The sequence below is a fragment of the Chryseobacterium gwangjuense genome (assembly GCF_021311115.1).
GTDB lineage: Bacteria > Bacteroidota > Bacteroidia > Flavobacteriales > Weeksellaceae > Chryseobacterium > Chryseobacterium gwangjuense.
Genome location: NZ_JAJTNP010000002.1, coordinates 126,590 through 142,837, shown reverse-complemented (window position 1 = coordinate 142,837; position 16,248 = coordinate 126,590). Strand labels below are relative to the sequence as shown.

General features: G+C 35.2%; 13 protein-coding genes. 2 read left to right on the top strand and 11 right to left on the bottom strand.

The genetic code is table 11. The annotated features are described in order from the left end of the window. Positions 1-75: 75 nt before the first annotated feature. The 8 genes from LV842_RS04050 to LV842_RS04015 all read right to left on the bottom strand — a co-directional run bounded on the left by LV842_RS04050 (position 76) and on the right by LV842_RS04015 (position 7,933). A complete protein-coding gene (locus LV842_RS04050; RefSeq protein ID WP_233110182.1) occupies positions 76-1,446 on the bottom strand; it encodes an exopolysaccharide biosynthesis polyprenyl glycosylphosphotransferase in 1,371 nt (456 codons plus the stop codon). 36 nt (positions 1,447-1,482) lie between these two features. After that, complete coding sequence (locus tag LV842_RS04045) at positions 1,483-2,112, bottom strand: 7-carboxy-7-deazaguanine synthase QueE (RefSeq protein ID WP_233110181.1); 630 nt, start codon at positions 2,110-2,112, stop codon at positions 1,483-1,485. Between the two features lie 7 nt (positions 2,113-2,119). Then, on the bottom strand, positions 2,120-3,004 hold the full coding sequence (locus LV842_RS04040; protein ID WP_233110180.1) for a bifunctional 5,10-methylenetetrahydrofolate dehydrogenase/5,10-methenyltetrahydrofolate cyclohydrolase: 885 nt from the start codon (positions 3,002-3,004) through the stop codon (positions 2,120-2,122). Between the two features lie 30 nt (positions 3,005-3,034). Beyond that, positions 3,035-4,675, bottom strand: coding sequence for a glucose-6-phosphate isomerase (gene pgi, locus LV842_RS04035; RefSeq protein WP_233110179.1), 1,641 nt, complete (start codon positions 4,673-4,675; stop codon positions 3,035-3,037). Between the two features lie 193 nt (positions 4,676-4,868). Beyond that, positions 4,869-5,474 (bottom strand): hypothetical protein, encoded by a 606-nt coding sequence (locus LV842_RS04030; RefSeq protein ID WP_233110178.1) that lies wholly within the window; start codon positions 5,472-5,474, stop codon positions 4,869-4,871. Beyond that, the gene (locus LV842_RS04025; RefSeq protein ID WP_233110177.1) at positions 5,464-5,973 is read right to left on the bottom strand and encodes an RNA polymerase sigma factor; all 510 of its coding nucleotides are present in this window, start codon (positions 5,971-5,973) and stop codon (positions 5,464-5,466) included. The genes LV842_RS04030 and LV842_RS04025 overlap by 11 nt, the downstream gene beginning before the upstream one ends. A gap of 19 nt (positions 5,974-5,992) precedes the next feature. Continuing rightward, on the bottom strand, positions 5,993-6,868 hold the full coding sequence (locus LV842_RS04020) for a TraB/GumN family protein (RefSeq protein ID WP_233110176.1): 876 nt from the start codon (positions 6,866-6,868) through the stop codon (positions 5,993-5,995). A gap of 156 nt (positions 6,869-7,024) precedes the next feature. Continuing rightward, the gene (locus LV842_RS04015) at positions 7,025-7,933 is read right to left on the bottom strand and encodes a DUF4349 domain-containing protein (protein WP_233110175.1); all 909 of its coding nucleotides are present in this window, start codon (positions 7,931-7,933) and stop codon (positions 7,025-7,027) included. Positions 7,934-8,139: 206 nt separating this feature from the next. Between LV842_RS04015 and LV842_RS04010 the strand changes: the two genes are divergently transcribed. Beyond that, positions 8,140-9,498 (top strand): acyl-CoA dehydrogenase family protein, encoded by a 1,359-nt coding sequence (locus tag LV842_RS04010; protein ID WP_233110174.1) that lies wholly within the window; start codon positions 8,140-8,142, stop codon positions 9,496-9,498. A gap of 100 nt (positions 9,499-9,598) precedes the next feature. Here LV842_RS04010 and LV842_RS04005 read toward each other — a convergent pair whose 3' ends face one another. The 3 genes from LV842_RS04005 to lon all read right to left on the bottom strand — a co-directional run bounded on the left by LV842_RS04005 (position 9,599) and on the right by lon (position 13,755). Next, complete coding sequence (locus tag LV842_RS04005; RefSeq protein WP_233110173.1) at positions 9,599-9,976, bottom strand: DoxX family protein; 378 nt, start codon at positions 9,974-9,976, stop codon at positions 9,599-9,601. A gap of 135 nt (positions 9,977-10,111) precedes the next feature. Continuing rightward, positions 10,112-11,218 carry an AI-2E family transporter gene (locus tag LV842_RS04000; RefSeq protein ID WP_233110172.1) on the bottom strand — a complete coding sequence of 369 codons (1,107 nt, stop codon included), beginning with the start codon at positions 11,216-11,218 and terminating at the stop codon, positions 10,112-10,114. Positions 11,219-11,349: 131 nt separating this feature from the next. Continuing rightward, positions 11,350-13,755 carry an endopeptidase La gene (lon, locus tag LV842_RS03995; protein ID WP_233110171.1) on the bottom strand — a complete coding sequence of 802 codons (2,406 nt, stop codon included), beginning with the start codon at positions 13,753-13,755 and terminating at the stop codon, positions 11,350-11,352. Positions 13,756-14,014: 259 nt separating this feature from the next. Between lon and LV842_RS03990 the strand changes: the two genes are divergently transcribed. Beyond that, positions 14,015-16,156: a peptidylprolyl isomerase gene (locus LV842_RS03990; RefSeq protein ID WP_233110170.1), complete on the top strand. Its 2,142-nt coding sequence runs from the start codon at positions 14,015-14,017 to the stop codon at positions 16,154-16,156. The last annotated feature ends 92 nt before the right edge of the window (positions 16,157-16,248 follow it).

Genomic DNA, 16,248 nt, shown 5'->3' with positions numbered 1-16,248 from the left:
TTTAAGGTTATAGCCAGGGTTGACTTAGTTTAATGTTAATATTTTATTATCTAAATCTTATTGTTAAGCTAGACCTTATTTCGCTTTTTTATCTCCGGCGATTACCAGGATAATGGTTTTTAATATAATGACCAAATCTAAAACAAAACTCCAGTTTCTGACATAATAAGCATCTGCCAAAGCCCGTTTTTTCATTTCCACTTCTATGTCTCCCGAATCTCCTCTTAAGCCGTTTACCTGTGCCAAACCTGTGATTCCCGGATTTGCCATACTTCTTAAACTATACCTTCCGATTTTTGGTTTATAATAATCATCCACCGCCAACATATGTGGTCGAGGTCCAACAATAGACATCTCACCTTTCAGAACATTCAAAAACTGGGGCATCTCATCCAGGCTTGTTTTCCTTAAGAACTTTCCAAATCTTGTAATTCTGGAATCGTTTTCCGCAGTGGTTTTTGTAGCGGAGTCATCATTTACAACCATTGTACGGAACTTGAGACAGTTAAAAACTTCTTCATGGAAACCATATCTTCTCTGTACAAAGAATACAGGTCCTTTTGAGGTTGCTTTAATGATAATGGCTATAATGGGGAAAAGCCAGGAGCAAATACCTACTAAAACGATTATTGAAAAAAGAATATCAAATGTTCTTTTCAATAAAAAATTAGAATAATTATCTAACGGATATGTCGTCTGATCTAAAACAGGTTGTGTCTGAATGTATCCCAGGTCGTACATAAATAAATCACTTTGTGAAATATTGGGAATAAGTGAGATGTGAACCTTATTCGCTTCCGCAAGTCTAAAAATATCGTCTTCCGTTTTTTTATCAAATGTTGTTTCTAAAGGTAAGAACAAGGTGTGTATGCCGTTCTTTTTCCAAAAAAGCTGAAGTTCTTCAATAGTAATGGACTCATGTTGAAATTCAAAAATTTTGTAACCATAGTCTTTTCTCTCTTTCAATGTATTTTTAAGAACGATGGTAGAGCTGTTTTCATTAAGGAACATTACATTTCTGTTGTTTATCCCCAGAGAACGCAAATATTTAATTGTGAAATAAATAATGGATCTTGTCAAAACAATGAAAAAGAAAAGGTAAAGAGAGAGCCATGACAATTCAGAACCAAAAAACTGATTATTGCTTACTTTTCTTATCAGTACCAACCCAATAACAAATAATATAAAGTGAGTAATGATTCGCTCTATAAAAGTTGTATAAGTGATATTTCTCCGGATATTGTAAATTCGGGTTCTTCCGCTTAGTAAAATCCAAAAGGATATAAGCAATAGCAGAGGAAATGAATTTTGATACCAAATCTCTTTGTTCTGTATCAAGTCTGCATTCCCATTGATAAAAAAGAATATAAATACACTTGCAATAACCAAAAGGTCAAGCAAAATAATAATAGATTTTAAATATCTGGAGTATCTTATTCTCTGCATGGGTCACAGAATAACTGAAAGGCTAAGATAAGCAATTTATGGAATATTCAGATACTTATGGGTTTGAACTGATGCACGCCATTCAGGATTTTCCAGAATGAAATCTGTAATCTTCGGATACATTTCATCACGTTTGCTCCATTCGCTCTGAAGATATAAGGTGCAGTTCTCCGACACTTTTGCAGCCTGTTCCTGAGCAAATTTAAAATCATTATTATTGAAAATAATCATTTTAAGTTCATGCGCTTTTGTATAAATCTCCTCTTTTGGAAGCCCTGTTTTCTTGGGCGAAAGGGTAATCCAGTCGATTTGCCCGCTCATTGGATAAGCTCCGGAAGTTTCAATATGAACGATGCATCCTAATTCTTTTAATTTAGAGGTTAAAATATCAAGATTCCACATCAATGGCTCACCACCTGTTAAAACAATAGTTTTACAGTGTTTTGCTGCAGTTTCTGCAATTTCTTCTGCATTCATTAATGGATGTAAATTCGGATCCCAGCTTTCCTTTACATCGCACCAGTGGCAACCGACATCGCAACCTCCTAATCTGATGAAATAGGCTGCTTTTCCGGTGTGCGCTCCTTCTCCCTGAAGAGTGTAAAAATGCTCCATTACAGGGAGCATTTTACCTTCTTTTAATAAAATATCTTCTTCTTTATTCATTTTAAAATTAGTCGTTATAGACCGAAGTTTTGTAAGCAATGATGGTATTTTTCATCAACATCGCTCTTGTCATAGGACCAACTCCTCCCGGTACAGGTGTAATCCAGCTTGCTTTTGCAGCACAGCTGTCAAAGTCTACATCACCTGCCAAATAATATCCTTTTGGAGAATCGTTGTCTACTCTTGTAATTCCTACGTCAACAATCACTGCTCCGTCCTTGATCATTTCACCTTTTAAGAAATGCGGATCACCTAAAGCTGTGATTACGATGTCTGCTTTTTTAGTATATTCTTCGATATCTTTTGTGTAAGAGTGTGTAAGCGTTACCGTAGAGTTTCCTGGGAAATCTTTTCTTCCCATCAAAATACTCATTGGTCTTCCTACGATTTTACTTCTTCCGATGATTACACAGTCTTTACCTTTCGTTTCAATATTATATCTTTCCAATAATGTTAAGATTCCAAATGGAGTTGCAGGTAAGAAAGTATCCATCTCCAAAGCCATTTTTCCGAAGTTTTCCGGGTGGAAACCATCTACATCTTTTCTTGGGTCAATCGCATTGATGATTTTCTCCTGATCGATTTGGTCAGGTAAAGGCAACTGAACGATAAATCCGTCAACAGATTTAGATTTATTCAACTCATCAATTTTTTCCAATAATTCAGATTCAGAAACTGTACTTGGAAATTTAACTAAGCTAGACTGGAAACCAACTTCTTCACAGTCTTTCACTTTAGCATTTACGTAAGCCTTACTTGCTCCGTTGTTTCCAACAAGAATTGCTACCAAATGCGGAGCTCTTCTTTTTCCGGCAACAATTTTTTCAACTTCAGCCTTGATTTCCTGTTTTATTTCTTTGGATACTTTTAATCCGTCAAGAATTTCTGCCATTTTTTACTTTTATTAGATATTTACTTTCTTTTACTTATTTCCTTTGTAATAATTGATCAGCCCGTTTGTTGAGCTATCATGAGAGCTAATCGTCTCATTGCTTTCTAGTTCCGGGAGGATTTTGTTTGCTAAAACTTTTCCTAATTCCACCCCGAACTGATCGAAGCTGAAAATATTCCAGATCACTCCCTGAACAAAAATTTTATGCTCATACATTGCAATTAACTGTCCTAATGAAAATGGAGTTAATTCTTTGAATAATATGGAGTTAGTGGGAGTGTTTCCTTGGAAGACTTTATAATTTAAAAGCTTTGTAATTTCTTCGTCAGACTTCCCTGAAGTTTTTAATTCTGCCTCAACTTCTTCTTCAGTTTTTCCAAAGGCAAGTGCCTCAGTCTGAGCGAAAAAGTTAGCCAATAATTTATCCTGATGATCGGAAACTTTGTTAGGACTTTTTGCATAGGCAATAAAATCTGCAGGAATCAATTCTGTTCCCTGGTGAATCAATTGATAAAACGCGTGTTGCCCGTTTGTTCCCGGTTCTCCCCAAATAATCGGTCCGGTCTCATATTCTACGAATTCACCGTTTCTGTCCACATATTTTCCATTACTTTCCATATCTCCTTGCTGAAGATAGGCTGCAAATCTGTCTAAATATTGTGAATAGGGAAGAATAGCGTAGCTTGTTGCAGCATAAAAATTACGATACCAAATTCCTAAAAGCCCCATCAAAACAGGTACATTCTCAGAGAATTCTGCTGTCTGGAAATGCTGATCCGTATCAAAAGCTCCTTTCAATAATTGCTCGAAGTTTTCATAACCTACTGCCAAGACGATACTTAAACCGATCGCACTCCACAATGAATATCTTCCGCCAACCCAATCCCAGAATTCGAAGATGTTTTCTTCCGCAATTCCGAAGTCTTTAACTGCTTGAATGTTAGTTGATAAAGCTACAAAGTGTTTTGCCACATCTTCTTGTTTTCCAGCCTGTAAGAACCAGTCTTTTGCCGAATTGGCATTGGTCATTGTTTCCTGAGTCGTAAATGTTTTGGAAGCAATGATAAATAAAGTTGTTTCAGGATTTAAATTCTTTACAACTTCTGCAATATGATTTCCGTCCACATTAGAAACAAAATGAACGTTTAATCTGGTTTTAAAGTGTTTTAAAGCCGAAACCACCATTACAGGTCCCAAATCTGAACCTCCGATTCCGATATTCACAACATCTGTAATTTCCTTTCCGCTGAAACCTTTGTGATTTCCTGAAATAACACTTTCGGAAAAAGATTTCATGTGATCCAAGACCCTTTTGATTTGAGGTTTGATGTTTTCTCCGTCTACCAAAATTTCTTTATCGGAAAAATCTCTTAAAGCGGTATGCAGAACTGCTCTTCCTTCTGTTTCGTTGATTTTATCTCCTGAAAACATTTTAGAGATAGCGTCTTTCAATTGACATTCTTCTGCAAGACTCAATAAAAGTTCTTTTGTGCTTGAATCAATCAGGTTTTTTGAGTAATCGAAAAGAAAATTCTCTCTTTGTAAAGAAAATTCCTCAAAACGATTGGAATTCTCATGAAAAAGATCCCTTAAATCAAAGTCATTGTCACCGAAATGATCATATAGAGCTTTCCAGCTTTCCGTGTGTAAAGGATTTATTTTTGATAGCATATGTATTCAGAAATTAAGGTTTTAAGGATTTGGGCTTAGGATTGTTGAATACCAGATCCTCGTGCAAAATTATTGATTTGCAAATTTACGGAAAATAAAAATTCAAATGAATTTGAGAGCTGTAAATAATAATTTTTTAACAAAAAAGCCTTAAAGTAGAAATTTAAGGCTCTGTTTTGAGGATGAGTTGTATTTATTCCTCCATATCATTTAGAATGTTTTCGAGTTTTTTGGCGTCACGTCCGTATAGATATTTCGTCCACAGAACAATACTTGCTACAACGGCTATTGTTCCTATTAAAACAGTTATAATTAATGCTGTAACATGTTTATTGGTAAGATCGGAGAATATTTTTCCAGTTTCTAAAAGGGTATTGTAAATAACAAGACCGATTGTCAATAGAAAATGAGGAAGAAGAAGAAATCCGAAAGACTGGTAACGTTCCAGATTTAGTTTTAATTCATGATAGATTTTCCATAAGCTGTTTTTAGTATTTCCTGTATAAAATTCGGTTTGTCTGTAGAACTTGTAAAAACCGAAGAGATAGTACGAGGAGATAACGACTAACATTACATAGGAAGTGTAGTAAATAATATATTGTGAAGAAGGAAATTTAAATTGTAAAGGGAAAAATGCAATTAAAATAATAGCAATGATCTGCATTACAAATTCCTTTTTCATGTTTTTCTGGATTCTTTCGATCGGATGTTTGCTTTCTTTGAGCTGATGTATTGTGTCTGGAATATTGATATCTGTATTTTCATTATTCCATTCTGATTTTAATTGATCAAAATTCATAACCTGATTTTTTTATGATGTGTTGTATTTTTTCTTTAGTTCTGTTCAGTTTTACACGAGCATTGCCTTCACTCAATCCCATATTGTTTCCGATTTCCTTGTGAGAGAGCCCTTCCATAAAATAGAAGATGATGGCTTTTTCAAGAGGTTTTAATTCCTGTACGGCTTTGTAAAAAACCTCGAGTTGTTTATCTTTTGAAGGATTGTACTCCTCGCTTTGAAATTCAAAATGATGTGGACTGTCTGTATGATGCGTTACTCTTTGTTTTTCCTTTTTTAAAAAAGTAATGGCTGTATTAATGGCTACACGGTACATCCATGTAGAAAATTCACTGTTCCCTTTGAAATTCTGGTAAGATTTCCACAATTGAATCAGGATTTCCTGTTGCAGATCTTCCCGGTCTTCTGTGGAATCGGCATAGATACGGGAGGCTTTATACAAAATACCCTTATGCTGATTGATGAGTTGTAAGAAAGTAGCTTCGATTGAATTGCTCACGATGTTTTCACGGTTTAGATTACAGGCTGCTTATTGGCTTTACAGTATATCCTTTTGATCTCAATAGTTTAATGATTCCGTTTTCTCCCATAAGATGAGCGCCTCCAACAGCAAAAAGAGAACTTTCTTTTTTCATCATTTCCGGCATCTTCTCTGCCCAGTTTTTATTTCGGTCGGTAAGCATGGCTTTTTCCTGTTTGTCGTTCATAAATTTATCATTTTTAAAAAGATTATAAACAGACTCTACATCTTCTTTTTTAAATGCATTCACCATTCCTTGCAGAAGTGCTTCATATTCTTTACCCATTTTCAACTGTTTGATGACTTCCTTCAGATCATATGCTTTATTGATGGAAGTGAGTTGATCTTCTACTTTTTCAAGTCCGTTGATGCTCTTTTTCTGTTTAAGAGCTGCTTGCATAAGTTCTATCTCGTAAGCTTTTATTTCAGTTTGAGGACATGGAACAGCTTTCATAGAAATTAATGCATATAAAGCTTGAGAAGAAGAAGTGTCCATATTTTTCAAACTGGTTCCATATTCTGTAAGGATTTGATCAAGCTCTTTTGCTTCCTCACCAGTAAGTTGATCCGATATTTTTTTATCGGTTTGAAACATTCTTTGTAATGCGATCATTTCTGCAGGATCCGTATAATTAATCTCCATCACAAAACTATCTGACTTTTCAAGGGCTTTTAATACTTTAGGTTTTATTTCAAAATCTTTGCTGCACATAATGTGACAGGTTCCTGTGATATAAGAGGGTTTTGAAAGTCCGTTTCCTGTCACTTCCCAAAGAATGCTGTTTTCACGATCTGCATTTTTGTTTTGTGCGGTGACATTTATAGAAGCACTTGCCATTAATGCAGCGATTCCTAGTTTTACTAAATTTTTCATACTGTTATTTTTTAATTGATTTTTTATTCTTTTAAACAGTAGGTAAAAGTGCGGTTACAATCGTTACAGTTTTTTTGAAAAAAATAAAAAACCTCCGGAAATCCGAAGGTCAGTAAAAAATAAAATATGTTGATAATCATAGTGATTAGGGAAGCTTTACTCTGAAATGTTTTGTTGTGGTTTTGCTGATTTTCTTTTTTTGTAAAGAAATAAAGCGACAGCCCCGATTAATAATATTGGCCAGATCGTGATTAATCCGACAAGAATTCTTTGGATTAAATAATATCCTTCTACAAAAGCTGATTTTGCACCGTAGATGAAACTGAATTTATACTTATCATCAATACTTTTTGTATTGGTAATAGCGATTTCAGCAATTCTTATTTTAGGTTCTTTGATGTAAATATCAACCGTGCTGTATTTCAAATTATCAGTTACGTCCATATTTGCCAATTGCTGCTGATTGTTTTCAGACATATTTTCGTTATCCAATTGTACTTTGTCTTTATTGGTCTTCAGCTGAGAAATATTTTCACCCGTTTTTTTGATTCTTTTTCCTTCCAATTCTGCATATTTTATGCTGGAAGTCACATCTTCCGCATTAATAGATCTTGAGTTCAGAAACAGTTTTTTATCATTAATGATAGTTAATAATTCGCCCAGTCTTGCTGTTGGAACTCTCACTTGCATTGTATTCTCTGATTGGTATTTTTTCACCAGCATGGCTTCTTCATTCGAAGTATTGTAAGTGTCTTCCGAAATAACATTGCTTTTTAAATCACTATGAGTTACAAATCCGCCCAATTCCTGAACCGATTTTTCAATGGAAATAGTAGCGTCATAAACATCTTTTACTTCCATATTCACATCTGCGGTTTTGATGAATTGTTTGTCTTTTACTTTCATGGTGGCGGCAGAAGAAATACTGTCTGAAATAATTGCCGTTGCAGAATCTGTTGCTGCATAAGTTTCTAAATCTGAAGCTGTGGCTTCTCCTTTTTTACATGAATAAATGCCTAATAAAATTGCTGTAGCGATGGATAATCTGATGTAAGTAGTTTTCATTGCGGTGATTTTTAATGTTTTGCTTATTCCAAAGTTCAGGCGGAATCATTTGTAAAGTTTGAAAAGCGAGGGTAAAGATTTTGTAAAGAGAAAATGATTTTTAAATATTTAAAAATCAAGTTTTTGTAAAATATATTTGAACGAGGGATGTTGTTTTCGGAGTGATTTTTGCTTCACTTTTACAAATCAAACACACATCAATTACTATGTCAAATACCTTTTCTAAAATCAGAAACGCGATAGAATTATTCAGAGCCATAGATTTTGATCAGTTAAGTGCCATTTCTCAAAAGGTTGACCTGCCAAAACTGATGCAAAATTTCTCAAAACTCGATGATAAGCAACTTGGAGGGTTGATGAAAATGCTCGATCCGAATAAAAAGAAGAAAGAGCTGCCTCCAATTGATGGGGATTTCTATGATATTTACCATACGTTGAGCTCGGAACAACGGGAAGTTCAGCTTCAGGTAAGAGCTTTCATGGAAAAAGAAGTAAAACCTCTGGTGAATCATTATTGGTTGCGTGATGAATTTCCATTTGAATTAATCCCGAAATTTCAAAAACTAAATATTTGTGGAGTAACGTATGAAGGATACGGCTGTCCGGGAATGCCTTTTTTGATGGAAGGAGTTTTAGCCATGGAAATGGCGAGGGTTGATGCTTCAATTGCTACATTTTTTGGTGTGCAGTCGGGTTTGTCGATGGGTTCCATTTATATTTGTGGTTCGGAAGAGCAAAAACAGAAATGGCTTCCTCAGATGCAGAAATTTGAAAAAATAGGAGCGTTTGGTCTTACAGAACCCGAAGTAGGTTCCGGAGCTGCAGGAGGTTTAACGGTAACATGTAAAAAAACATCGGAAGGCTGGATTCTCAATGGTCAGAAAAAATGGATCGGAAACGCAACATTTGCAGATGTAATTATTATTTGGGCAAGAGATTTAGACGATGGGGAAGTAAAGGGTTTTATTGTTGAAAAAGATAATCCAGGGTATTCTGTTGAGAAAATTAAAGGAAAAATGGCGCTGAGAATCGTTCAAAACGGATTAATTACATTGAAAGATTGTTTAGTAACAGAAGAAAACCGTTTGCAAAACGCCAATTCATTTAAGGATACAGCAAAAGTACTGAGGATGACCAGAGCGGGAGTTGCCTGGATGGCGACAGGTTGTGCAAGAGGAGCTTATGAAAGTGCTTTAGATTATACCAGAAAAAGAGAACAGTTCGGAAAACCGATCGCGTCTTTTCAGATGATTCAAGGACACTTGGTGGAAATGTTGTCGAATTTGACGGCAATGCAGACCATGGTTTTCAGGCTTTCTGAAATGCAGGACGAAGGGATTCTAAAAGATGAACATGCTTCCTTAGCCAAAGTTTTTTGTACATTAAGAACCCGGGATATTGTTTCCAGAGCTAGAGAAGTAATGGGTGGAAACGGAATTTTGCTTGAATATGACGTCGCAAGATTTGTTGCAGATGCAGAAGCAATTTATTCCTATGAAGGAACAAAAGAGATCAATTCACTGATTGTGGGAAGATCGATTACGGGGTTCAGTGCGTTTATATAATTTTAATTTATTGTCAATGGTCAATTGTGAATTTTGCTACGCAAGTGAATTTAAAAATTGACAAGCAAAGCGAATTCAGAATTGACCATTCACTTTTTGATCAGCTTACTAAAGCTTTATATTTTTCTTTGTTATCAATAATCATCCAAAGATTGATCAGGAAAAGAACTCCGGCAATTGACATTCCCATTGGAGATTTATCCATTGTGAAAACATGAACAACGATTCCTACCATTACAGGAAGTATGACAATAGCGCCTAATGCTCTTGTTTTTGGAAAAATAAATAATAATCCTCCAACAACCTCTACCAATCCTACCAATGGCATCAGCCAATGAATTTCTCCGAATGCGGCAAAAAGTTTCATTTGCTCAGGAGTTGGTTTTTCCATGGGTATATAATTGAAGAATTTGTTTAATCCGGCATTAATGAACATTAATCCGAAAAGTAAAGACAGAATGAATTTTATAACTTTCATGAGTTTTTATTTTTATTAAAGTTAAATAAAATTGTAATCTATTGATTAAAAATAAGATAGTTTTTAAACTTAATAAAAAATTATTGAGGGATTTGACTTATTACTCATTGCCGATTACCCATTACTCATGACACGTCAATCCTTTTCTTCCAGTGTGATGTTTTTCGAAATTTTATATTTCTTTTTATGAGGTCTTTGCTCTTCTCCGAGCAATTTTCCCCAAGGTTGAAGACCATCCACTCTCTCAAAGATTATTTTTATGATGGCGATGGCAGGAATACACAAAAACATTCCGGCAATTCCCCAAAGATGTTCTCCGATGATAATTCCTAAAAATGAAAATAGGGCGTTGATCTTCACTTTTGAACCTACTACAAACGGCAAAACAATATTTCCATCAATAATATGAACGGCAATATAGCCGATTATGACATAAATACAGGTAGATGGTGTTCCGGTTGCAAATGCAATGAAACAGGAAATTACCAAGGAAATACAAATTCCCAGATAAGGAATTACATTGAGTAATCCGGTAAGAACGGCAAGAAGAACAGCATATTTTACACCTAAGACAGCAAGAACAATGGAAGTAAGGATAGAAACAATAAATACCTGAAGACATAGCCCAATAATGTATTTTTTGGTCATTATTCTTACTTGTGTTACCACTTCCTGAACACTTGTTTTATGTTTTTCACTAAAAACCGCTACGATGAAGTTGTTTAAAATCCTTCTGTAGTTCAAAATGAAAATGAAAAATAATACGAAGAACAGAATAAAGGCAAACCCTGTTGAGAACACACTCAAAGTGAATCCTAAAATCAATCCTGAAGAAGAAAGAAGTTTACTTAATCCCTGATCAATATAATCGAGCTGATCGTTGATTTTGATGTTGAAAGTTCTTGAAACCCAATGCTGAAGATTGTCAAAAACACTAATGAACTGATCTCTAAGATGAGGAATGTCTTTACTGAAAGTGGATAATTGCGATCCGAAAAAATAAATCATTCCACTTAAGAAAATCAACATGATGAATACTGAGGTCATTGTGGAAAGTGATCTGGGAAATCGGAGCTTCCTTTCTAAAAAAGTGGCAAAGGGTAAAAACAGCATTGCCATTAAAAATGCTAAAAAAAATGGAGCTAAAATGCTCTGTCCTAAAGCTAAAATGTAGCCAATTCCGATCAAGGAAATGATTACAAGAGTGAATTTAATAAGAAATGGAAGTCTGAGAAAGTTCATAATTTCAAAATCTGCTGTATAAAGTTAAGAAAACACTTTGAATAATGAACGATTTGCATATAAATCAAAAACACGTCCCAGAAATCTGAAACGTGTTTTCTTTGTATTGAGAATGTTAATATGTATGCTGATTATTTTTCGATTGCAATATCGATTACCTCTTCCATTCTGTTGACATAGTGGACTTTAAGATTTTTTAGATAATCTTTTTTGATTTCCTCAACATCTTTTCTGTTGGCTTCACAAAGAATCACATCTTTAATTCCCGCTCTTGTTGCAGCAAGAAGTTTTTCTTTAATTCCTCCAACAGGAAGTACTTTTCCTCTTAAAGTAATTTCACCCGTCATTGCAAGATGAGGTTTTACTTTTTTATTTTTAAATGACGAAACCATTGAAGTCAGCATCGCGATACCGGCAGAAGGTCCGTCTTTTGGAGTGGCACCTTCCGGAACGTGAACGTGAATGTTATGCTTTTCAATATCTTCCTGAGAAATTCCTAATTCATCATGTTTTGCTTTAATATATTCCAAAGCAATTGTTGCAGATTCTTTCATGACTGTTCCTAAGTTTCCGGTCATGGTTAAAGCTCCTTTTCCGTTACTTAAAATACTTTCAATGAATAAAATATCTCCGCCAACACTTGTCCACGCCAGTCCTGTTACAACTCCAGGAACCCCAGTGATTTCCGATAAACTTTTTGGTCTTGGAACTCCTAAAATTTCGTCTACTTTTTCAAGAGAGATTTTAGAATCATATTCTTTTGCCAAAGCGGTTTGTAAAGCAACCCAACGTGCAATAGAAGCAATTCTTTTTTCTAAAGTTCTTACACCGCTTTCTGAAGTGTGAGCTTCTATAATATGTTTTAATTCCGCATTTCCAAGTTTGAATGATTTTGAATCCAAACCGTTTTCGTCTTGTTGCTTCTTGATTAAATGTCTTTTAGCAATCTCGATTTTTTCCTCCAAGGTATACCCTGCAATCTGGATGATTTCAGTTCTGTCCAATAGTGGCGTTTGAATGCTTGATAATGAGTTTGCGGTTGCAATGAACATTACTTTAGACAAATCATAACCCATTTCTAAGAAATTATCATAGAAAGATTTATTTTGTTCAGGATCAAGGACTTCTAAAAGCGCTGAACTTGGGTCACCGTGTAAACCCTGTCCGATTTTATCCATCTCATCCAAAACAATTACAGGATTGGAAGTTCCTGATTTCTTGATCGATTGCAGGATTCTTCCCGCCATCGCACCGATATAGGTTTTTCTGTGTCCACGGATTTCACTTTCGTCGTGAAGCCCGCCTAAAGAAAGTCTTACGTATTTTCTTCCCAATGCATCTGCAATAGATTTTCCTAAAGAGGTTTTACCTACTCCCGGAGGTCCTACCAATAATAGAATAGGAGATTTCATGTTGTTTTTGAGTTTTAAAACAGCCATGTGCTCCAAAATTCTTTTTTTGATATCTTCCAGTCCGAAGTGAGCCTTATCTAAAATTTTCTCAGCTTTGGCAATATCAAAAACATCTTTGGTGTAGGTTTCCCAGGGAAGATCTGTGAAGAAATCCAGATAATTTCTCTGAACATTATAATCAGGTGAATTAGGATTCTGGCGCTGCAATCGGCTGATTTCCTTTTGGAAATGCTCTTCAACCTCTATGCTCCATGTTTTCTTTCTTGCTTTCGCGATAAGATCTTCAACATCACTTTCCGGACCGCCACCCAATTCTTCCTGAATGGTTCTAATTTGTTGATTTAGAAAGTATTCTCTCTGTTGTTTGTCAAGATCTTTTGAAGTTTTTTGATGAATCTGATTTCTCAATTCCAGTTTTCTGAAATCTTCATGCATCAATTCATAGCACTTGTTGGCTCTTGCCATCAGATTTTTCTCTTCAAGCAGTTTTTGCTTTTCAACAGATGGAAAACTAGCGTTGGTGCAAATGAAATTTAACAGATCATCATTGTTTCCAATGTTTTTTATCGCAAAATTCGCCGCATTCGGAATATTAGGATCCAGCTCAATGATTTTTAAAGCAAGATCTTTAACGTTTTCCAGCAATGCCTCATATTCTTCCTTGTTTTTAGGTTTTGAATCCTTTAATTTAGAAATTTCAGCTTTGAAATAAGGTTGAGCCTCAATCATTTTTTTTATCTTAAATCTGTGGAATCCTTTGGTAATTGCTGTAATATTACCTTCGGGAAGCTTTATGATTTTAATGATTTTCGCTAATGTACCTGTATGATAAAAATCCTTTTCAGTCGGCGATTCAAGTTCCGAATTTTTTTGACTTACAATCCCGATAAAATCTCCGTTTTTTTGTGCTTCTTCAAGAAGCTGGATAGATGTTTTTCTTCCTGCTGTAATAGGAATTACAACATTAGGGAACATCACCATGTTTCTTACGGGAAGTATAGGGAATATTTTTTGTCCGGAATTTTTTTCTGTCTCAGAAAGATCAGAAAGATTGATCTCTTCAGCTACAATATCAAATCCATCACCGATCATTTCTTCTAAACTCATATCTTCGAATTCTATCATAATTATATTGAATGACAAATTGTCATTTTTATGTTAAATCGTTAAACTAATATCCTGTAATATACTTTGAAAACATATAATATAGGACGTTACTGTAAAAGGCACAATACTTATGCCATTTGTTTTTTGTGAAAAAATGCGGTCAAAATTTCCTTTTTTGTAAAATTTTCATTTTAAAAATTAAAAAAAGAACTTAGATTTCTGTAATTTCTTAAAAATGTGTATTTTCGCAAACTGATAAAAAACTATAATATATAAAATGGCAATTTTAGGACAGATTAGGAGTAGACCTTGGCTTTTGATGGGAGTAATTGCATTGGCGCTTTTGGCGTTTTTGGTAAACCCGGACAGTATTGATAAGGTGTTTGGTAAAAATCCGGATGTTTTAGGAAAAGTAAATGGTGAAAAAATAACTCGTGAAGAGTTTAATGACCAGCTTTTTGTATTACAACAGCAGGCGGAGCAACAAGGTCAGCCAAAAAATGGTCTTGAAGAGCAGGCTTGGCAATTGTTGGTTCAGTCTAAATTGATTAAGCAGCAATTTGAGAAGCTAGGTTTCTCGATGACAGAAGAGTATTTCTGGAATCAGCTTCAGTATGATCAAATGTTTGCTCAAAATCAGCAATTCTTTGATGAGAAAGGTAATTTTAAGACTCAGGAGCTTAAAAAACAAATAGAGGACATGAAAAACATGAGCCCGGAAGGTTATAATCAATGGTTGAAAACAAGAAAAGCTATTGAGTATAGACTAATGGCCAGACAAGTGTTCGCAAATGTTTCAGCAGGTATTACTACAGGTAAAAAAGAAGCTGAAGAATTGATGAAGGAAAGAGATCAGCTTGCAGATATTGATTTTGTAAAGGTTGATTATACTGCTTATCTTCAAAAAACTAAAATTAACGTAAGTACAGAAGATTTAGCGAATTATATCAAACAACACCCTGTAATGTTCAAAGCGGAAGCTAGCAGAAACTTAGGAGTTGTGTATTTCCCTTCACAGCCAAGTGCGGCTGATGATGCAGCTGTTCAGAAAGAGATTACAAAATTATTCTCAGCAGGTACTGATGCAAGCGGAGGAACTGAAAACTTCCAGAATACAAAGAATGACTCTATGTTTGTAATGGCAAACTCTGATATGCCATTCAATAACCAATATGTGCCGGCAAATCAGTTGCCACAAGCTATTCAGGGTCAAGTAGCAACTGCTGCTGTTGGACAGACTTTCGGGCCTTACAAAGAGCAAAATGTATACGTAGCTTCTAAACTTTTAGATAAAAAAGCTTCAGACTCTACAATGTCTAGTCATATTTTGATCGCTTATAAAGGTGCAGAAAGATCTACAGCTACAAGAACAAAAGAAGAAGCTAAAAGTATTGCAGAAAAGATTTTAGCAGAAGTAAAAGGAAACCCTGCGAAATTTAAAGAAGATTTAAAACTTTCTGACGAACCGGGTGCTGCTGAAAGAGGCGGAAGTGTGGGTTGGACAACACCAACTTCTCCATTTGCTCCAGGATATTTAAGCTTTTTGGCATCTCACGCAAAAGGAGATATCGGTTTAGCTGAAACATCTTTCGGTTTCCATATTATCAGTGTAGATGATAAAAAATCAGGAGCAATGGGTTATAAAGTGGCTCATTTAGTAAAAGCGATTAAGCCTTCTGATGCTACAGAAGCAGAAACAGATAAAAAAGCAAGAAGATTTATTCAGCAAGTTCAAGGGAAGTCTTTCAACGATTTCGTGAATATTGCTAAGAAAGGAAACTATCAATTCTCCAATCCTAAACAAGCGAAAAGATTTGACGGTCAGCTTCAAGGATTAGGAACAGATAAAGACGGAGAGATTTTGGCTTGGGCTTTTGATAAGAAAAGAGAGAAAGGAGATACTGAATTCTTTACAGTAGACGGAACAGGAGATAAAATTGTTGTTTACTTAAACGGAAAACAAGAGAAAGGTCTTGCTGATGCTGAGTCGGTAAGAGATCAGATCGAAGTGGTTGTTAAAAACAAATTGGCTGCAAAACAAATTGCTGAGAAAATCGGTAAAGCAGGTAATTTGGATCAGATTGCTAAACAATTTGGAACAACAAAACAGTCTGCTCAGGTGAACCTTTTAAGCCCTTCTGTTGCAGGAGCTATGGAGCCTAAAGTTGCAGGAGCTGCATTTGGTGTTGCTAAAGGAAAAATCTCTAATCCAATTGAAGGAGGAACGGGAGTTTATGTTTTGATTAAAAAGAACGAAACAGTAAACAAACAACCTGGAGACGTGAAGCAGTTCACAGAGTCTGTAACTCAAAGAAATGCAGGAATGTTTGGACAAGGTTGGATGAAGAGCTTACAAGATAATGCAGATATCGAAGATTACAGAATCGAAATCTGGAATAAAGTAGGAACTCAACAATAAAAACTCCTCAATAAAAAATATAAAGACGGCAATAACAATTGCCGTCTTTTTTGTATTTAAAGCAGAGCAATAAACGAAAACATTAATTTAAA